This is a genomic window from Mycoplasma anseris ATCC 49234 (assembly GCF_000702805.1).
Classification (GTDB): Bacteria; Bacillota_I; Bacilli_A; order Mycoplasmatales; family Metamycoplasmataceae; genus Metamycoplasma; species Metamycoplasma anseris.
The window spans coordinates 1-19,713 of the sequence record NZ_JNJX01000006.1 but is presented as its reverse complement, the minus strand read 5'-3'; the positions used below and the strand labels follow the sequence as shown (position 1 = coordinate 19,713).

Genomic DNA, 19,713 nt, shown 5'->3' with positions numbered 1-19,713 from the left:
ATAAGACATTAACTATGTTAATCCAGCTTCTTTAAGCTGAATTAATATTATTATACCAAATCTAAGCAAAAATGGTATAAAAAAATAGCATTCTTGCTATTTTCCTTTTGTTCCAAATAAACGATCACCAGCATCTCCAAGTCCTGGAATAATATAATTATTTTCATTTAATTTCTCATCCTTAGAAGCCAAGAAAATATCAACATTAGGGAATTTAGATTGAATTAAGTCAATTCCTTTTTGAACCCCTACTAAACAAACTAATTTAATATTGCTAAAACCCTCATTAGTTAATTTAGTAATTGCATCGCAAGCACTCACTCCTGTAGCAAGCATTGGATCCACTACTAAAATATAACTATCTTTATTCACGTCAGGGATTTTATAAAAATATTCTTTTGCTTTGTAATCTTGTTCATCTCGGTAAATTCCAATATGACCGACCCTTGCTTGTGGGACTAAATCTAAAATTCCTTGAACCATTCCTAATCCAGCCCTTAAAATAGGGACAATAAGAATTTCTTTTTCTAAAGTTTCACCTTCAAATTCAACCCCAATTGGTGTTTTAACTTTTCATATCTTAGTTTGGTAATCTCTTAAAATTTCATAAACCATTAATGAAGCAATTTCGTTTAAATTCGAGCGGAATTCAGCATGTGATGTATCTTCGCTTCGCATTGTTGTTAATTTAGTTTTAATTAATGGGTGATCGATTATTTTTAACATATTATTCCTTTTTAAAACTATTTATTCTTTAAATCTTCCATAATGTTAACGGATTTAGACATACCTAATCTATTTGCACCTAATTTAACCATTTCAATAGCGTCATCACCATTTTTAATTCCACCAGAAGCTTTAATTAATAAATTGTCTTTAGCAATTTTCTTCATTATTTTGATATCTTCAAATGAAGCTCCACGATATGAAAATCCTGTTGAGGTTTTAATAAAATCTGCTCCTGATTGTAAAACAATTTCAGTTATTTTTTCAATTTCTTCATTTGTCAATAAAGCTGTTTCTACAATAACTTTTAAAATTTTGTCTCCACATTCATTTTTAATAGCTTTAATTTCATTTAAAACATATTCATATTCTTTGTCTTTAAAACGACCAATGTTAATAACCATATCAATTTCATCAGCCCCATGAGAAATTGCAATTTTGGTTTCATATACTTTAACGCTTGTTGCATTGTATCCCAAAGGAAACCCAATAACTGTACAAATTAAAATATCTGTACCAGCTAATTTTTCTTTAGCATATTTTATGTATGAAGGCGCAATACAAATAGATTTAAAATTGTATGTTTTTGCTTCTTCAATCAATTTGTCAATATCTTTAGATAAAGCCTCAGGCTTTAATAATGTATGATCTACAAGTTTGTTATATTCCATGTTATCTCCTTAAATTACATTAGTTTAGCAAGAACTGGTTTAATTTCATATTTTTGATCATTAAATTCAATAGAATTTAAAATTTCTTTTTCCAATTCTTGATTAATTGGTTTTGAAGAATATAAAGTAAATAAGATATCTCCTTTATTTACATATTCATTTGAAACTTTATTTAAATAAATACCGGCTTCAAAATCAATTGATTCTTCTTTTGTTGCTCTTCCTGCTCCTAATTTCATTGCTACATTACCAAATGAAATTGCAGAATTAATTTTTAAATAACCATTTTGATTTGATTTAATTTCATATTTGTATTTTGGATCTAATCAATTTTGATTTTCAAAAACTTTTACATTTCCACCTTGAGATTTGATTCATTCTAAAAATTTTTGATATGCTTTACCATTTTTAATAGTTTCATCAATCATTTTTCTTGCTTCATTTTCATTTTTAGCTAAATCAGCAAGAATTAATAAAGTAGAACCTGAAGAATAAATAATTTCTTTAAAATCTTCTGGAGCATTGCCTTTTAGAGTATCAATAGCTTCCAAAACTTCAATTTTATTTCCAATAGTTCTTCCTAAAGGTTGTTCCATATTGGTTATTTCAACTGCAATCTTACGGTTAAGTTGCTTTCCGATAGCAATCATTAATTCTCCAAGTTTTTTGGCTTGTTCAATGTCTTTCATAAAAGCGCCATTTCCACATTTTACATCCAATAAAATACAATTAGAACCAGTTGCTAATTTTTTAGACATAATTGAGCTAGCAATTAAAGGAATTGATTGAACAGTTCCAGTAACATCTCTTAAAGCATAGATTTTTTTATCAGCGGGAACTAATTGTTCATTTTGTCCGACGATTGCCATATTGTGTTTTTCAACAAGTTCATTAAATTCTTTTTCAGTTAAAGAAAAGTTATATCCTTCAATTGATTCAAGTTTATCTAAAGTTCCACCAGTATGACCTAAGCCACGACCAGACATTTTAGCAATTGTTAATCCTAATGATGCAAGGATTGGACATAAAGCAATACTTACTTTATCACCAATTCCGCCAGTTGAATGTTTATCAGCAACAATTTTATTTAAATGATCTCAATTTAAAACTGTTCCAGAATACATCATTGCTTCTGTTAAAAAAGCAGTTTCTTTATCAGTCATTCCATTTAATCTAATTGCCATTAATAAAGCACTAGCTTGATAATCTGGAATGTTTCCGTTTGTATAATTTTCAATGAAAAAGTTTATTTCTTCTTTATTTAATTCTTGTTTTTCAACTTTTTTGTTTATGATATCAATTATTCTCATAATAATCCTATTGGTAATTTTTTGAAACACTTAAAGCTAGTTTCATCATTTCATTAAATGAATTTTGTCTTTCTTCACTAGTAGTGTATTCATGGGTAACTAAATTATCTGAAATAGTTAATAAACAAGAGGCTTTTTTATTTAATTTTTCTGCTACCGTAAATAAAGCATATGATTCCATTTCAACACATACTGCTCCTCCTGAAGTAGCAACTCTTTCTTCAATACTTCTTTCAGTATAAAATGCTTCTTCGGTCATGACTCTTTTTTCTAAAACATTTAAATTTAATTCCCTTGCATTATTCATGATTTGTTTATTTAATTCAGCTGTTGGATATACAACTGTATCAACATTGCCTGGAATAATTCCATTTCTAAAAGCAATATTTTCGCCATAAGCTGAATCAGCAAGAATTAAACTATAGTTTTTAATTTCAGCTTTAAAACTTCCAGCTGAACCAATTCTTATAATTGCTTCCACGCCATATTCTTTATATAACTCATATGAATATATTCCTATAGAAGGAACGCCCATTCCTGAAGCACAAACTGAGACTTTATTGCCATTGTAATAGCCAGTATACATAAATACATTTCTAACATCAGAAACCAATTTAACATTGGTTAAATAATTATCGGCTATGAATTTAGCTCTTAAAGGATCTCCAGGCATTAATACTAATTTAGCAAAATCTCCTGGTTTTGCGTTTATATGTGGTGTCATATTATCTCCTTAAATAATAAAAAAAGTTTACTTATATATAAATTATATTAAAAAAGCAATTAAATAAGAATTATTTAATATCCCTTATATTGTTAAAGTTTCTTATAAGTTTTGCTCCATTATTAATTAAGTTGATATTTTCATCTTCTTTGTTTGATTCATTACTTAAAAAACAATTAATTGGTTTGTTGTTGACAATATAATAATCAATTAGTGGATACATTAAATTTCCATTGGTGGCAAATAACACTAATTTAAAAGCCAAAGCATTAACAATTCTGTTTCGAAAACTAAAAGATTTTTTTGTTGGGTGATAATCATCAGGATATTCGCTAAGTATTAAAATCCTTTTTAAATCTTGTTGAGTTAGAAAATTATTATTAAATTTGTTTAAACCGCAAGGAGCAATTAAAATTAAATTTAATTTAGGATTTTTTAAAATCCTTTTTACAATATACTCATCTAAACCATTTCATAATAGATTAATAAATGTTGTTGGTTCATTTATCTCATCAATTTTTTCTAAGAGTTTTAAAGTTTCATGATTCAAAACATTGCCAGTTAGACAAATAATTTTTTCATCATTTAATAATCCGAAGTTACCATGATAAAAAATAATAAAGGGGGCAAAATCCATTTTTAAAAAGGCAACTGGATAATCGGCATCTAAAATTGTAAAATATTTTGTAATCGCTGTTTGTCTTTCATCTTGATATTTTTTGAATAATTCGTTATCAACTCATTCATAAGTTTTAAAAGCTTGATAAATTTTGTTTCAATCGCCATTATATTTGCGACAAAAATAATATATATAATCGTTCATTTATTCTCCTACATTAATTTTTTCATTTATTTCTTTAAATCCCTTAAAAATAGGAAAAAAATGAGAAATAAAAAACTGGAAGAATCCAGTTTTGATTAAATAACACGATAAACCGCTTTCTGTACCTTTGCAGGCGCTAACTATTTATCTAAGTAATATATACTTCCATATCGCTGTTCATTTCCTTTGATATAGTTCCCCTACCAAAATTTGGGTTTCTAACTCATGGAGTTTACATCGTTGCACCTTAATTTAATAAGCTCGTCTCTGTTGCACTAGTCGTCAACTAATCAGGTTGCCTAGATTTCTTAGATCTAGCATGAACACTACATTCATCGCAGAATGTGTTAGAGCGGATTTTCCTCTATTTGCATAGCAGTTAGCTGTGTCAAGTATTATTTTAACACAATTAATTGTTTATGACTTTATATTTATTAATTGTGTAATTATTTTCTAAGGCGTCTTTATTATCTTTAAACAAATGATTTATATAACGAATATGAATATAATTCAAATAAATCACAATTCCAATTAAAAATAGAGTTAAGGCAATTTCAAGAACTAAAAGGATGATGAATAAAACAAATAATTTAGCTTCCGGATAAATAAATGTGAAGTTAAATAGTAATAAATGATTGATGAATATTGCTAAAGGGAAACCAAAGCTAGCTAGTGTTAATTTATTTACTTGATTTTTAGAAAGACGATATCAAACTACAAAATAAAAGATTATTGTGATAATACCAATAGTTAATAAAATGGATGAAAAAATCTTAAAGAATAATGGGTTTGTTAAGTATTTAGTATTGTCTGGATTAAAACAAATTAAAAAGGCTGAACCAACAACATTAGTTGGTGAAGCAACTATTGCTTGAGAAGTAAGTAAGTTTTTGTCTTGATTACCTTTGATAACAATTTTGAACATTGAATAAATTCCAAAACTAAAGAAACTAACAATGGCAAATAATCAAACAATTTGATAAATTAAAACTGGTATTAAGAAATGAAAATTAACACAATAACATCCCCCAATTCCAAACCCTACAAAAGGAATTAGAAATGAACCATATGCCTCTGTTTCTTTTTTAAATAAACGATGTTTAGTAACAATTTTAATAAAGAAACAAAGTGTATATACGATTTGCAAAATTAAGGCTAATAAGGAAATACTTACAGGAAGGATACACAAATATAAAGCTGTTTGATTTGCTAAATTTAAATGATTAATTAAATTACAAACAACATTTCCAAAGGAATTTAAAGCAATTAAAAAAATGCCAATAAGACCACTTAGTTTTGGATTTAAAAAATCTTTTTTAGTTTGGTTTGGAAAACCAATGATTTTGGTTGAAATCAAAATAACATAGAAAGTTGCCAAAAATAATGTAACAAGAAGAAACCCAACAATGCTTCATCTTATTGCTTCGCTATTTGGATCGACTTTATCTAATAAATAAGTAATGATTCCTGATAATGCTAATGTTGCTAATAAAACCCCATTAAGTGATAAAGGAATATCTTTGATTTTCTTTATATTTGTCATTATCAGCCCTTTAAGAATAAAAAAAATGAGATTTAATTTTTAATAAAAATAATCTTCAATATAACATTGTAATATTTTAACATATTTTTCATTTTTATCTTGTGGTTAGTTTAAAACTTCATTTCTATTAAGACAAAAATAAAACAGTGTTAATTCAACACTGTTATTATTTAATATCTTTATCTTGAACTTGATAAGGAACAAGTTCTTTAATTTTTAAGGTTTGATTGATGGAACAATCATAATTATGAAGATGTACTAACCCATCTGGCTTTAAAAATTGAATGATAACTTGTAAACAACCACAACATGGATAAAGAATGTGTTTTTTATTGCTAATAACATGAATTTCGGTAAATGAACCAACTTTAGCACCATAAGCAACACTGCCAAATAAAGCGCTTCTTTCAGCACAAAGACCACTTGGATAAGCAGGATTTTCAGTATTAACCCCATAAAATTCTTTACCATCTTCAGTAATTGCTAAACTTGCTACTTGAACACCAGAATAAGGAGAATAACTATATTTTAATTTTTCTTTTAATTCTTGTAAATTCATATCTTAATTTTATCATAAATTAATAATTGCTTTTAGGTTTAAAAAGATATAAAAAACTAGCTTTTGGCTAGTTTGATATAAATTATTTATTGTTTTTAATTTCTTTAAGTCTGGTACTTTTACCTTTTAGATCTCTCATGTAGTATAGTCTTGCTCTTCTAACTTTGTTTTTTCTTACTACTTCAATATGAGAAATTAAAGGTGAATTGATTTTGAAGTTTCTTTCAACTCCAACTCCATATGAATCTTTTCTTACTAAAATTGATTTATTAATACCTTCGCCATAAGCAGCAATTACTAAACCTTCAAAAACTTGAATTCTTTCTTTGTTTCCTTCTTTAATTCTTACATGAACTTTAACATTATAACCTTCTCTAATTTCAGGAAGATCTGATCTTATTTGATCACTTTCTACGATTTCTAATAATTTAGTTCTCATTTTCTATCCTTTCAATTATGTCTTTTCTATTCTTTAAAGTTTTTTTATAAGCTTCTTTTTTCCTTCATTCAGCGATTTTTTGATGATTTCCACTTAAAAGTATTTCAGGTACACTTAATCCTTTGTATACCGCCGGTTTCGTGTATTGTGGAAAATCTAATAATCCATCATCCTCAAAACTTTCATTTTGGTGCGAACCTTTTTTTAAAACTCCAGGAATTAATCTTGCAACTGCTTCAGTAATTGCCATTGCCGGAATTTCTCCTCCAGTTAAAACATAATCACCAACGGAAATTTCTTCATCAACAAAATGTAAAATCCGCTCATCAAATCCTTCATAATGACCACAAATTAAAGTTATTTCATCATATTTAGCTAATTCATGAGCTACTTTTTGATTAAATACTCTTCCTTGGGGGCTTAAAAGAATTTTATGACTATTTGGAACAGTTTGCAACGCCAAATCAATTGGTTCAACTTGTAAAAGCATTCCATCTCCGCCACCATAAATTGTGTCATCGACTTTATGATGTTTTTCTTTTGAAAATTCTCTAAAATCAATAACATTAATTTCAATATGGCCGAGTTTAATTGCTTTAGCAATAATACTTTGAGTTTTAAAGGCTTCAAAGTATTTCGGAAATAAGCTTAGAATATTAAATTTCATAATTATTTTTTATTAGCTATGTATTTAGCGTAGAAATTGTCTTTCTTTAATAAAGTTCTTACAGTTTCAGTTGGTTTAGCGCCTTCATCTAAATATTTTGATACTAATTCATAATTTAATACAAGTTTTTTGTCATGTGGATTGTAGTGTCCTAATTCAGCAATAAATCTACCATCTCTAGGAGCTCTAGCATCAGCAGCTACTACCTTATAACATGCATTAAATTTTTTACCAGTTCTTTTTAATCTTAATTTAACCATGGTTTTTCCTTTCAAATTGTTTTGTTAATTAATAATCAAAAAAATTTTACCATAAAAAATAAATGTCAAGCAAAAATACTTGACACTTTTTTACTTAGTTTTCTTTTTAAAAAATTTCTTTTTATTATTTTCAATTGCTCTTGTATAGCGGCATTTAGGGAAATTAGAACAGGCAATAAATTTTTCTTTTTTAATTTTTGTATAACGGTATAGTAATTCGTTATTGCATTCTGGACATTTTTCATTAATAAATTCTTGAGGTAAAACACTAATTTCCATTGTTTTAGAAGCTTCATCTAAATTGTTATTGAATTTTTCTCAAAAACTTGCCATTAGAATTTTATAATCCCTTTGTCCTTGAGCAATTTCATCTAAATCTTCTTCAACTTCAGCAGTATATTCTTCATTCATTGTTTTAGGAAAACCTTCAACTAATTTTTCTAAAACAATTCTTCCAAAAGCAGTCGGGTGTAAAGCATTATTGATTGTTTCAACAAACATTCTTTCTTTAATAACTTTTACTGTTGAAGCAAAAGTTGAAGGTCTACCAACTTTAATATCATCAAGCATTTTTATTAATGAACCATCATTATATCTTGCTGGTGGATTGGTTTCTTTATCTTCTTTAATAAATTCTTGTACTTTGATTTTTTCACCAATTTCATATTTGTCTAATTCTTTAGGATTTTCATAGCCAAAGATTTTATAATATCCATCAAAAATAACTTTTGAATATGACATTTTAAAATTGTATTCACCATGTGACAGATCATAATGATAAATTTCTCTTATTGGAGTTTTCATGATGGCTGCTATAGTTTTGTTATATATTAATTCATAAATATATGCATCAACTTCATTTAGTTCATATTCTTTAGTAGCAACATTTGGTAATAAAGTTATATCGGTTGGACGAATTGCTTCATGAGCATCTTGTTGGCCACTAAAACCTTTTACATCATCAGCAACATATTCACTACCAAATTGTTTTTCAATAAAGTTCTTGGCCTTTAGAATAAAGTTTTCATTCATTCTTGTTGAATCAGTTCTTGGATAAGAAATAAGCCCTCTTTCAAATAATCTTTGAGCAGAACCCTGAACAATTAATGAAGAATATTTTGCTTCTTTATACAAAACAGATTGTTTGAAAGGAGTAATTTGTGCTTCTTTTCTTTTTGAAATTTTAAAATCAGTTACAACAAGACTTTTTTCATTATTTAAAAATTTAATAATTTCTTCAGCCTTTGCTCTTTTGATTCAAGTATTATCATTATCAAAATCATTTTGATTCTTAAAATAAAAACTTGCTTCAGTATAATCATTGATTTTAGCAATAATTTTGGCATATAAAGTTGGGATAAAACTTTCGATTTCTTTTTCGCGATCACAAACAAGTTTTAAAGCAATTGATTGAACTCTTCCAGCACTTGGCGCTGTTGGGGCATTTTTAACCTTATTTTTCATTAAATTTGATAATTTAAAACCAATGATACGATCAAGCATTCTTCTAGCTTTTTGAGCTTTTACTAAATCATCATCAATTTTTAAAGGGTTATTGATGGCATATTCAATTGCTTCTTTAGTAATTTCATTGTATTTAATTCTTTTATATTTTTTTTCAATTTTAAAAGTATCAACAATGTTTTGTGCAATTGCTTCTCCTTCGCGATCAGGGTCAGTTGCAATTAAAACTTCTTTGGCGTTTTTAATAGCTTCTTTTAATTCTTTAATTACTTTGGTTTTGGTATTGTCTTTAATCATGATTGGTTCTCATTTGTCAAAATCAATCCCTAAACCACTTTCACCACCAGTAGATAATTTTAAAATATGCCCTACAGAAGATAAAACACTATATTCATTTCCAATATATTTTTGGATAGTGTTTACTTTATTTGGTGATTCCACAATTAAAACTTTGTCTTGCATAATTACCCCCATAAAATATTGCTATATTATAATATGTAAAAAACTAAATAAATAAAAAAGATCCTAAAATTCTTTTTTTCATTTATCGAATATAGAATCTTTTGAATTATCGAAAACTTCTTTTAATTTATCAATATCAGTTTTATTAATGTCTGGAATATAAGGTTCTAAAGAGATAATTAAATCACCTTTTTTATTGGTTCGACGATTTTTAAAACCATATCCACTTAATTTTAATATTGCATTTGGCTTAGTATTTTTAGTCAATTTAATTGTTTTTTCACCATAAGGAGTTGGGATTGCCACTTCTTCTTCCAAAATAATACTTTTTATTGAGATTGGAACATTTAACAAGATATCATCATTCATTCTTTCATAATATTTATGAGGTTTGATGTGTACAAAAATATATAAGTCCCCTCTTGGTCCACCTTCTAATGATGGCATACCAAAGCCAGTCAATTTAATTTGTTCATTTTCTTTAATTCCAGCTGGTATTTCGATGTCTACAAGTTCAAAAGAAGATTCATATTTGCTGCCCTTACATTTTGAACAAACTCTTTTAATAATTTTACCTTTGCCATTACATTTATTACATTGTACAATGGTTGAAAAAAAGCCCATGCTTTGCATTTTTTCACCAGTACCATTACAATTTGGACAAGTTACAATATCTTCTTTAGTTTCGGCTCCAGTTCCCTTACAATGTGAACATATATTATTTTTATTTAAGCTTACTTTAGATTTCTTTCCAAATACTGAATCAATAAATTCAATTGTAATTGACATTTGTAAATCATCGCCCCGACTTGGACCACGGCGTTTTTTGCTTGAACCAAAACCAAAAATATCTTCAAAAGGATTGCTTGAATTAAATCCTCCACTAAAAGCACTACCAAATTGAGAAAAAATATCTTGAAAAATATCTTCTGAAAAATTAAAACTATTTTTATCAAAAGCTCCATGACCAAATTTATCATATTTAGCTTTTTTTTCAGGATCAATTAATACTTCATAAGCTTCAGTTGCTTCTTTGAATTTTTCTTCTGCATCAGCCTCTTTATTTCGATCGGGATGATATTTCATTGCTAATTTACGATAAGCACTTTTAATTTCCTTTTCGGTGGCATTTTTGTTTATACCTAATACTTCATAATAATCTCTTTTTGCTTTTTCACTCATAATAAAATAAATTTTAGCACAATAATTTAAAGAGTGCTAAAATTACAAATCATTTTTTGAAATAGTAATAATTCTTTGCTTTTGATTAATATCTTTTTTTATAATAGCTTTGGGAAAATGAGTTTGAAAATAAGTTGCAGAAAAAGGATCAATTTCAAAAATTAATTTTCCATTTTCTTTTAAATATTTTTTGGCTTCTTTTAATATTTCTTTATAACATTTTAAACCATTGTCTTTAGCAAATAAAGCTCTTTTTGGATCATATTTTAAAGATTTATCAAAATTATGTTTTCTATTTAAATAAGGAGGGTTTGAAATTATCAAATCATATTGACGATTTACTTTTTTAAATCAATTTGATTTAAATACATTTACATCTAAATTGTTTAATTTGGCATTAAATTTTGTTTGTTTTATTGCTTGGTTAGATATATCAACTAAATCTACATAGCAATCAATATTTTTTTTAATTGCCAAGCCAATAAAACCAGAACCACAACCTAAATCTAAAATATTGCTATCCTTATTTAAATATTGATAAGCCTCAATAATTACCTCTTCAGTTTCATATCTCGGAATCAAAACCTTATATCTTAAATCAATTCAAACATTTTGCATTTCTTGTATTCCGATAATTTTTTGAACAGGAACATCCTTTTTTAACATTTTTAGTTCCTTTTTAGAAACAAAAAGAGGCATATCATACCTTAGTTTTTCTCTAAGCAAAACCTCTTTTTCAATCATTATAAACCAGCCTCACTAATTTTTTTGGCTTTTTCATCAGCACTAAGTTGTTCAATAATTTTTGCCAATTCACCTTCCATAACAACTTTTAAAGAAGTAGAAAAACCAATTCGGTGATCAGTAACTCTGTCTTGTGGATAATTATATGTTCTAATCTTTTCGCTTCGATCCCCAGTTCCTGCCAATTTTCTTAAACCACTTTCTTCTTCTTCACGTTTTTTAATTTCTAATTCATAAAGTTTAGCTCGTAAAATTTTCATTGCTGTTTCTCTGTTTTGAATTTGACTTCTTTCATCTTGCGATGTAACAATTATTCCGCTAGGTTTGTGGGTAATTCTTACTGCTGAATCTGTTGTATTGACAGATTGTCCTCCAGCTCCAGAAGATCTAAATACATCAACTTCAATATCATCAGAAGAAATATCAATTTTTACGTCTTCATCAACTTCTGGTAAAACAGTAACAGTTGCTGTAGAAGTATGCACTCTTCCTTGGGTTTCGGTTTGAGGAACTCTTTGAACTCGGTGAACTCCTCTTTCATATTTTAATTTTGAGAAAACTTTTTCACCTTTAACAGTAAACACTATTTGACTAAATCCACCAGCTGTTCCATATGTATAATCAATAATTTTTATTTTAAAATCATTAGATTCACAATATTTTTGATACATTTTGAATAAATCACCTGAAAAAATGTTTGCTTCATCTCCTCCAGCAGCGCCTCTTATTTCCATAATAACATTCTTATCATCATTTTCATCTTTTGGTAATAAAAGTTCTTTTAAATCCTCTTCTAAAACATCCATTATTTTTTCTTGTTCTAAAATATCTTGTTTAGCTAATTCAATCAATTCAGCATCTTTTTCATTATTCAAAATTTCTTTTGCTTCTTTATACATACTTTCAGCCTTTAAAAAGTTATTGAAAGCATCATAAATTTCTTTAATTGAACTTTGTTCCTTGTTTAATTTTGTGTATTTCTTAATATCGTTAAAAATTTCTGGGTTTAGTAATTCATTAGCAATTTCTTCATATTTCGATTTAATTGCCATTAATGATTCATGCATTGATTTTTCCATAACTTAAAAATTATAACAAACCCCGCCTTAAAAGACAATAATTTTTAGCAGAATTATTGAATTTATGATTTGGTCTTATATAATTAAAAAAAGAGGTTAAAATGATTTTTAAATATGATGAATCAGCATTGGAATTTCTTAAAAATGTTGATGAAAAATTACAAAAAATAATTAATAAATTCGGGAAGCTAGAAATTAGTTTGGAAGAAGATGTTTTTCAATCAATTATAAAAAATATTATTGGTCAACAAATAAGTATTCAAATTCAAAATAAATTATGAAATAATATCAAGCAGACCTTAAAAGAAATAAATCTAGAAACTACTAAAAATTTAAATCTTGAAGATTGAAAAAACTTTGGGTTATCAAGCCAAAAAGCACAATATATTTTTGAATTTATTACTAAAATAAGAAGGCATGAATTTGATATTGATAAGTTAAATAATATGAGTGATGATGAAGCAATTTCTTATTTAACGACTTTAAATGGAATCGGACCATGAACAGCTGAAATGGTTTTAGTTTTTTGTTTAAACCGTTTAGATGTTTTTAGTATCAATGATTTAGGAATTAAAATTGGTTTAATGAATTTATATGGTTTAAAAGAAATAACCAAAAAGCAATTAAATGATTTTAAAAAGAAATTCTCACCATATGGTTCAATTGCTTCATTTTATATTTGAAAATGTGTTGAAAAAGATATTTGAAAACCAAAAGGAATTTGACAATTAGATAAGTATTTTGATTTTTATCAATCAAAAATTGGTGTTATTTTATTACAAGCAAATGAAGATGAATTGACCAAAATATCAATTAACCCGGATCAAAAATATAAAAAAATAAATTTCTTAGAAAAACACCACTTTCCTTTTATAAATAATGATTCTAAAATCATTAAAGAAACCAAAACATGATTAGATAATTATTTCAATAATAAAATTTCTGTATGCAATGTTCCTTTAAAAATGCAAGGAACACCTTTTCAAAAAGAAGTTTGATTGCAAATAAGTCAAATTCAATATGGCAAAACCAAAACATACAAAGAAATTGCTAATCAATTAGCAATAAAAAAAGGGATAAAAAACATGTCATGTCAAGCAGTTGGAACAGCATGTGGCAAAAATAATTTTCCCATAATAATTCCTTGTCATCGTGTTTTAGCTAGCAATTCAATTGGTGGTTTTAATGGTAATATTAAAACCAAAATCAATTTGTTAAACCATGAAAAAGTCAAGAAAAATAGCTAATAAATTTGTTTAAAATTTTAAAAAATCTATATAATAATTAATGAGTTGCCGTTTTAGCTCAGGGGCAGAGCACTTCCATGGTAAGGAAGGGGTCGCTAGTTCAATTCTAGTAAACGGCACCATATCAAAATGACCAAAATGAGATTTTTCTCATTTTTTTTATTTGCAAAATAATAAAAAAATGGAGCAAGCTCCATATGGCAGGGGTAGCAAGACTCGAACTCACAACACACAGGGTTGAAGCCTGTTGTTCTACCATTGAACTATACCCCTATTAAATATAACAATATTATTTTATACTAATCATTGATAATTTTGTTATATTTATCTATTTTAATTTAGTTTCTAAAGTATTGATAATATCACTAATTGTTTTAAAGTTTAGTAATTCTTCATCAGAAATAGTAATTTTTAATTGTTCTTCAACTTCGCTTATTAAAACCACTAAATCTAAACTATCAATATTTAAATCTTTAATACTAGAATTTTCATCAAAGGATTTTTTAGTTAACTTTTTAATTTGTTTAAAAACATAATCTTTAATTTCCATAGCCTTTTAATTATATATTATTAGTACAGATTTTATAAGTTCTAAATGCTTTTTGAGTATCATTTTCTCAAATGAAAGATATCTCAACATCATTTTGAGCAATTCGGTTATATGCATATTTTATTTCTCCGTCATTGATTATCAATTTTGAAATAATGTCTTTGATAACAAAGGCAATCATCTCATCATCAATTCAAGCATTTGAATCTTTAAAATTCAAGTGATCATAATATGTATTATCATCAATGCTTGGAAAAACTAAACTTGAATCAATGATTTCTTTTTCAATTGTAGGTTCATCATTGTTTTTAGGTTGTTCATTATGTGTGTTTTCTTCTTTATTAACTTTTTCTTCTTTTTTATTTTCTTTGTCATCATCAATGGTAATGTGATGATTATTCTTGTTTTGTTGTTTAGCTTTAGATTTAATAACAAAAACTGAAGTTACACCAGCAATGCTTAACAAACCAACGGTGGAAATTGATGATATTAAAATAATTTTTTTTGTTCTTGATTTCATTATTCTCCCCCTTTATTTTCTATGTCTAATAATGTTTTAGCTTCTTCAATCACTTTATTTAAATTTCGGTAATAAATTGTTTTCCATTTAGCTTGTTCAAAATAGTTTTCTTCTTGTTTAATTTTCATTTTAATTAATCCTCTTTTGGCATGCAAATAAGGCTGATTAACCACTTGGTTGTAATGTAATTTATAATCATTTAGATTTTCGCCAATACTAAATTCCATATCATGAGAAAAATTACCAACAAAATTAGGTGAAATGCATATGCCTCTTTTAGCATTAGGATTGTTTGTGTTGAAAATCATTTTTTTGTTTTCAACATCATAAAATGAATAAGAATTGATTAAAATTTTCTTTGTCGGGCTAGTATAATCAAAAATAAATTCAGGTTTGTTTGTTTTGTCATTACAAATAGTGATATTTTTAATATTTAAGGCTGAATAATCACTTTGATTGGGAATATTGTTTTTGTTATTCAATATATCTAATTCATAAAGCGTTTCAATTTGATTACCAATTTTCAAAACTTTTGGTTTAAAAACATAATACAAATATTCAATGTTTGAATGTTTTATTAATAGATCGTTAAGATTTTCATCATTAGAAAAAATGATATTAATCTTTTTGATTATCCCAATCCCAATCCCATTACTATCTATAACAAATTCTTTATTAATGTTTTGCCGGTCTAAATAAATACTTAGCCCATAAATTTGCTTGATATTGTTATCATTTTGCAAAACAAGCTCGATATTGATATTTTTTATTTCAGAAAATTTGATTTTAGTTTTGGCAGTTTCTGAAATAAATTTAATTTCAAAAGTGCCATTATTTGAAATTAAATTGACATTTTGTAATATCACTTTGTTATTAATTGTGATAGTCACAAACAATTGGTTGTTAAGATATTTTAAAGTATCATTTTGGTAATTAAAATTTAAAATAAATCCATCAATATTGATTATTCTTTCAAAATTAAGTTTAAATTTTTCACTGGCATTTAATAAGTCTTGATTATAAATTCTTTTTTCCACCCGATAAGCTAATTTTTCGTTTTCAATATTTTTAATTAATTGATTATTTAATAGCATACAAAAACCTTAAGAAATTGTTGACTACTAGATGTAATTTCTTGTAATATGTTGTTTTAGATCAATGATTAAGATATCAATTAGGCTCAGGGTTATTAAAAATAAAATTTTCTAAAAATACTTTTTTGTCATCCTTTTGTAATGAATCAATAAACATTGTTAAATAATCTTTGTAATTTTGTATATTTTTAATTTTTCTTGATAATTCTAAAATTTTCATGTCATTACAATATTTGGAAATAAATTTCTTTTTCTCATTTAGTGATAAATTTGAAATAATTCCAATCTCATTTAATGTGTATTCCATTTCTCTCTCCTTGCTTTAAATTAAAATAAATTAGCAAAAATTTATTGAAATAATGAGACAATTAGTTAACTATATTTATAATATAAATATCAATTAAAAAAGTATCAAGTGGAGAAGCACATGAATCAAGAAACAATTAAAATCCAAAAAGCAATTAGTATGTCTGGTTATTGTTCAAGAAGAGAAGCAGAATTATTAATTGCACAAAATAAAGTTAAAATTAATAATGAAATTGCCAAAATTGGTCAACGTATAACAACTAAAGATGTTATTTTAATTGATAATAAAAAAATTGATTGAAACAAACAACCAAATATCTATCTTGTTTTAAATAAACCTAAAAGAACTATTTGCACTATTGAGGATCCAGAAAACCGTAAAACTATTTATCAATGAATGAATTTAAAAGAATATGCTTTTTCAGTAGGGAGATTAGATTTTAACACTACTGGTATCATTATTATTACTAATGATGGTGATTTAGCCAATAAATTAGCTCATCCTTCAAGCCAAATTAAACGTTCATATATTGCCACTTTAGATCGAGCTTTATCAACAGAGGAACTTAAATTTTTAAATAGTCATCGCGTAATATTAGATAATAAAAAATCTGTCCAACAAGTTGAATTTGTTGGTGATAATAGCTATCAAATTACTTTGGTTGAAGGAAGAAATCATCATGTTAAAAAACTATTTAATTTAGTTCAAAGTAATGTAATTAAATTGCACCGTGTTTCTTATGGATGTATTACTGACAAAAATCTAAAAATTGGTAAATGAAGAAATTTAACAGCAAAAGAAATAATTGATTTAAAAAACCAAATAAAATAAAAAATAACCTCTAACAAGTGGGGGTTATTTTTCTCATTAAAATAATTTTTTATAATGTTATAAAAGATTTTATACGATAGATCATTTTATGAATTGCATATTCTAATAAATTAACACTATATCTTTTTTCAATAGTTTTAATAAAATCTATTGCTAGTTTTCATTCGTGTGCGATTAAATAATTATAAATTTTTGTTGTAAAGTTTTTACTTAAGTGTTTAATAAAAGTAGCATCATAATTAATTGCTCCATTTAACATAATTAAGGCACTTAATAATTCTTGTTTAATTAAGGCAATTGAGTTATGATTAATATTAATCAGACATTCATCTTCAGTGTCTATATTAATAACTTTTAAACAATAATCTTAATAATGTATATCATAATAAGCCGAGGCATTAATATTTTCAAAACCACTTACTCATTGTGCTAAATAGTTATTAATGGTTGTTAAATACGTTTGATCAATCATACTATCCATTCAATGAAATTAATTTTGTATCATATGGTTATTTTATTTATAAACAATTGGAAATATTAATTATTTACAAAAGTTATTATTAAACCCATAGTAATTTCATCTACCACATATTCTTTAACATCCATTTGTTTTCTCATAATAACTAAATTACACCATAAATTTATAAAATTATTAATAAAAAATGACCTGATTAAAACCGGTCATTAATAAATAATCAATCTCATTATACCATAAATCAAATGACTTTATTAAAACTCATACATTTCACGTTCTATATATTTTGATAAATCTACATCATATTGCGAATTAAGGCTTTTGATTAAATCCACATATGGTTTTCATTCATTATTAATTAAATGATTATAAACTTTAACATTGAATTTCTTAATATCATCTTCTAGAGTTGGAGATGCTTTATAATAAGGGTATCTATCGTATTTATAAGGGAATTCACTGTAAGGTAATGTTTCTAAATAACTTTCAAGACCATCTATGAAAAATGATGGGTTTTCACTAATATATTTGAAAAGATATAATGACGCAACCAATGCTTCTTTAAAAGTGTCTGTTTCATTAAAAGCGAAAGAATACATAATAAGATCTTTTTCAATTAAAGTAATTAAAATAGTTTTAAAATCTTGTTCTTTGATAAGATTATCATTTACTCAATCTTTGCTTAATGTTGTTTTAAATTTAACATTATATTTACTATATTCGGTAATTAATTCTTGTTTTACAAAATTAATCAAAGTTTCATTAGATTTGTTATTGTTATAAACATCTTTTACAAAAGCATCAATTTGATCAGGTGAAGTTAATAAATCAGCACTATTAGATAAATTAATAAATAAAGAATTTATTTTATAAGATCTTTTTAAATAATTAATAATTGAGTTGTTATTATAATAATTTTTATAATAATTAATATTTGATTGATTATTTTTACTATCTTTTATTTTTTCAAGAACAACACTTTTATATTCTTTTTTTCCTTTAACAATTCAATCTGCTTCAGTATAATGATTTTCTAATTCATAACCATGTTCATTAATTTCTTTAATGAAAACATCTCTTTGTAATTCTACATCACCTTCTTGATAAGCATATTTTTTATTATTTTTAATTGCGCTTTCAATTGCATATTCAATATTAAAATGTCCAATTCATTTTAATCCACCTAAAGCATTATCTTTAAAGATAATTTCTTTACCAACTACTTTATCATAGAATTTACCTGTGTTTTCATCAACATCTAATAGTGTATAATCTTTAGTCCCAATATTTTTAATAATATCTCCAACTTGATAAGTTTTAATTACTTCTCCACTTTGGAGATTTAAAATCGCAATTTTAAAGACACCATTATTATCTTTGATAATTAATTCTTCTGGGTTGTGTTGAAAATAACGTCCAAAATAATCTGGATCGTGGCTTAATAAATTAACCACAAGATCACCATTAGCTAAACGATCACCAACTTTTAAAGTACTAATATCAAAATGATTAGTTGTTGGTGTAGTAGGGTTTGGATTTGGTTGTGGATCTGGAGTGTTAGGAACACTTGGTTGTTTAGGTTGATCTTGAGAAGTGGGTTTTTCACATTTTGAACTAATTAAAGGTAATGTGGTAATTACCCCTGTTGTACAAAAAAGAAAGTATAAATAATAAATTTTTTTATTTTTTTTGCTTTTCATTTTTTATCCTTTTCTAATACATTTTTTTATTTATAAAACTAATTTTATTTGTTTGCAAAAAAAAAAAAAAAAACTGCTTGGATTTTGTTAGTTTTTCAAAAAAAATCCAATTTTTGTTCTTTTTAAAATGATTTTTAAAGTTTTAAAATGAAAATTTTAATTTTAATATATAAAAAAAGAGAATGAATCCTCTGAATCCTCTTTTTAATTTATTTTTTTAAGAATTGATAATATTTTGTATAGTTTCTTTTAAATTTTCTTTTTGATATTCATATACAAATTTAACATTATTATTTTTTAACAAATCAGGAACATAGCCAATATTGTATTTAGCAA

General features: G+C 25.9%; 22 protein-coding genes, 2 tRNA genes and 1 other RNA gene. 3 read left to right on the top strand and 22 right to left on the bottom strand.

Annotation, left to right across the window (positions count from 1 at the left end; genetic code table 4):
- Window positions 1-96: 96 nt before the first annotated feature.
- From upp to prfA, 15 genes are all read right to left on the bottom strand, one after another.
- Entirely contained in the window at window positions 97-726 is a 630-nt protein-coding gene (upp, locus tag T401_RS0101805; protein WP_033178782.1) for a uracil phosphoribosyltransferase, read from the bottom strand.
- A 17-nt stretch (window positions 727-743) separates the two neighbouring features.
- Window positions 744-1,397, bottom strand: coding sequence for a deoxyribose-phosphate aldolase (gene deoC / locus T401_RS0101800; RefSeq protein ID WP_033178781.1), 654 nt, complete (start codon window positions 1,395-1,397; stop codon window positions 744-746).
- Between the two features lie 14 nt (window positions 1,398-1,411).
- A complete protein-coding gene (locus T401_RS0101795) occupies window positions 1,412-2,707 on the bottom strand; it encodes a thymidine phosphorylase (RefSeq protein ID WP_033178780.1) in 1,296 nt (431 codons plus the stop codon).
- A gap of 7 nt (window positions 2,708-2,714) precedes the next feature.
- A complete protein-coding gene (deoD, locus tag T401_RS0101790; protein ID WP_033178779.1) occupies window positions 2,715-3,431 on the bottom strand; it encodes a purine-nucleoside phosphorylase in 717 nt (238 codons plus the stop codon).
- 70 nt (window positions 3,432-3,501) lie between these two features.
- On the bottom strand, window positions 3,502-4,254 hold the full coding sequence (locus tag T401_RS06780) for a DNA-processing protein DprA (protein ID WP_033178778.1): 753 nt from the start codon (window positions 4,252-4,254) through the stop codon (window positions 3,502-3,504).
- A gap of 103 nt (window positions 4,255-4,357) precedes the next feature.
- Window positions 4,358-4,645, bottom strand: an RNA gene (gene rnpB / locus T401_RS03410) — RNase P RNA component class B.
- 18 nt (window positions 4,646-4,663) lie between these two features.
- Window positions 4,664-5,797 (bottom strand): SLAC1 family transporter, encoded by a 1,134-nt coding sequence (locus T401_RS06775; protein WP_033178777.1) that lies wholly within the window; start codon window positions 5,795-5,797, stop codon window positions 4,664-4,666.
- 166 nt (window positions 5,798-5,963) lie between these two features.
- Entirely contained in the window at window positions 5,964-6,356 is a 393-nt protein-coding gene (locus tag T401_RS0101775; protein ID WP_033178776.1) for a cytidine deaminase, read from the bottom strand.
- An 82-nt stretch (window positions 6,357-6,438) separates the two neighbouring features.
- Entirely contained in the window at window positions 6,439-6,795 is a 357-nt protein-coding gene (gene rplS / locus T401_RS0101770) for a 50S ribosomal protein L19 (protein ID WP_033178775.1), read from the bottom strand.
- A complete protein-coding gene (trmD, locus tag T401_RS0101765) occupies window positions 6,785-7,462 on the bottom strand; it encodes a tRNA (guanosine(37)-N1)-methyltransferase TrmD (RefSeq protein WP_033178774.1) in 678 nt (225 codons plus the stop codon). The genes rplS and trmD overlap by 11 nt, the downstream gene beginning before the upstream one ends.
- 2 nt (window positions 7,463-7,464) lie before the next feature.
- Window positions 7,465-7,722, bottom strand: coding sequence for a 30S ribosomal protein S16 (rpsP, locus tag T401_RS0101760; protein WP_033178773.1), 258 nt, complete (start codon window positions 7,720-7,722; stop codon window positions 7,465-7,467).
- A gap of 90 nt (window positions 7,723-7,812) precedes the next feature.
- Window positions 7,813-9,648, bottom strand: a complete 1,836-nt coding sequence (gene topA / locus T401_RS0101755; RefSeq protein WP_033178772.1) for a type I DNA topoisomerase — start codon at window positions 9,646-9,648, stop codon at window positions 7,813-7,815.
- A 63-nt stretch (window positions 9,649-9,711) separates the two neighbouring features.
- Complete coding sequence (gene dnaJ / locus T401_RS0101750; RefSeq protein WP_033178771.1) at window positions 9,712-10,830, bottom strand: molecular chaperone DnaJ; 1,119 nt, start codon at window positions 10,828-10,830, stop codon at window positions 9,712-9,714.
- A 42-nt stretch (window positions 10,831-10,872) separates the two neighbouring features.
- A complete protein-coding gene (gene prmC / locus T401_RS06770; RefSeq protein ID WP_033178770.1) occupies window positions 10,873-11,574 on the bottom strand; it encodes a peptide chain release factor N(5)-glutamine methyltransferase in 702 nt (233 codons plus the stop codon).
- The gene (gene prfA, locus T401_RS0101740; RefSeq protein ID WP_033178769.1) at window positions 11,574-12,653 is read right to left on the bottom strand and encodes a peptide chain release factor 1; all 1,080 of its coding nucleotides are present in this window, start codon (window positions 12,651-12,653) and stop codon (window positions 11,574-11,576) included. Before prfA ends, prmC begins: the two co-directional genes overlap by 1 nt.
- 101 nt (window positions 12,654-12,754) lie before the next feature.
- Between prfA and T401_RS03345 the strand changes: the two genes are divergently transcribed.
- Together T401_RS03345 and T401_RS0101730 are read left to right on the top strand one after the other, a co-directional pair.
- Window positions 12,755-13,900 (top strand): methylated-DNA--[protein]-cysteine S-methyltransferase, encoded by a 1,146-nt coding sequence (locus T401_RS03345; RefSeq protein ID WP_052169652.1) that lies wholly within the window; start codon window positions 12,755-12,757, stop codon window positions 13,898-13,900.
- 47 nt (window positions 13,901-13,947) lie between these two features.
- A tRNA-Thr gene (locus tag T401_RS0101730) sits at window positions 13,948-14,022 on the top strand.
- A gap of 76 nt (window positions 14,023-14,098) precedes the next feature.
- Here the strand turns inward: T401_RS0101730 and T401_RS06765 are convergent.
- The 5 genes from T401_RS06765 to T401_RS0101705 form a co-directional block, all read right to left on the bottom strand.
- Window positions 14,099-14,173: transfer RNA gene (locus T401_RS06765), tRNA-Trp, on the bottom strand.
- 55 nt (window positions 14,174-14,228) lie between these two features.
- The gene (locus T401_RS0101720; RefSeq protein ID WP_033178768.1) at window positions 14,229-14,450 is read right to left on the bottom strand and encodes an acyl carrier protein; all 222 of its coding nucleotides are present in this window, start codon (window positions 14,448-14,450) and stop codon (window positions 14,229-14,231) included.
- 10 nt (window positions 14,451-14,460) lie between these two features.
- A complete protein-coding gene (locus T401_RS06760; protein WP_052169651.1) occupies window positions 14,461-14,970 on the bottom strand; it encodes an MHO_1590 family protein in 510 nt (169 codons plus the stop codon).
- Window positions 14,970-16,064 (bottom strand): MHO_1580 family protein, encoded by a 1,095-nt coding sequence (locus tag T401_RS0101710; RefSeq protein ID WP_033178767.1) that lies wholly within the window; start codon window positions 16,062-16,064, stop codon window positions 14,970-14,972. Before T401_RS0101710 ends, T401_RS06760 begins: the two co-directional genes overlap by 1 nt.
- Window positions 16,051-16,371 (bottom strand): MG284/MPN403 family protein, encoded by a 321-nt coding sequence (locus T401_RS0101705; RefSeq protein WP_033178766.1) that lies wholly within the window; start codon window positions 16,369-16,371, stop codon window positions 16,051-16,053. Before T401_RS0101705 ends, T401_RS0101710 begins: the two co-directional genes overlap by 14 nt.
- A gap of 120 nt (window positions 16,372-16,491) precedes the next feature.
- Between T401_RS0101705 and T401_RS0101700 the strand changes: the two genes are divergently transcribed.
- Window positions 16,492-17,202 carry a pseudouridine synthase gene (locus T401_RS0101700; protein ID WP_033178765.1) on the top strand — a complete coding sequence of 237 codons (711 nt, stop codon included), beginning with the start codon at window positions 16,492-16,494 and terminating at the stop codon, window positions 17,200-17,202.
- 49 nt (window positions 17,203-17,251) lie between these two features.
- Here T401_RS0101700 and T401_RS06755 read toward each other — a convergent pair whose 3' ends face one another.
- Window positions 17,252-17,461: a hypothetical protein gene (locus tag T401_RS06755; protein ID WP_033178764.1), complete on the bottom strand. Its 210-nt coding sequence runs from the start codon at window positions 17,459-17,461 to the stop codon at window positions 17,252-17,254.
- Between the two features lie 470 nt (window positions 17,462-17,931).
- On the bottom strand, window positions 17,932-19,377 hold the full coding sequence (locus tag T401_RS06750; protein ID WP_033178763.1) for a hypothetical protein: 1,446 nt from the start codon (window positions 19,375-19,377) through the stop codon (window positions 17,932-17,934).
- Window positions 19,378-19,713 lie beyond the last annotated feature (336 nt).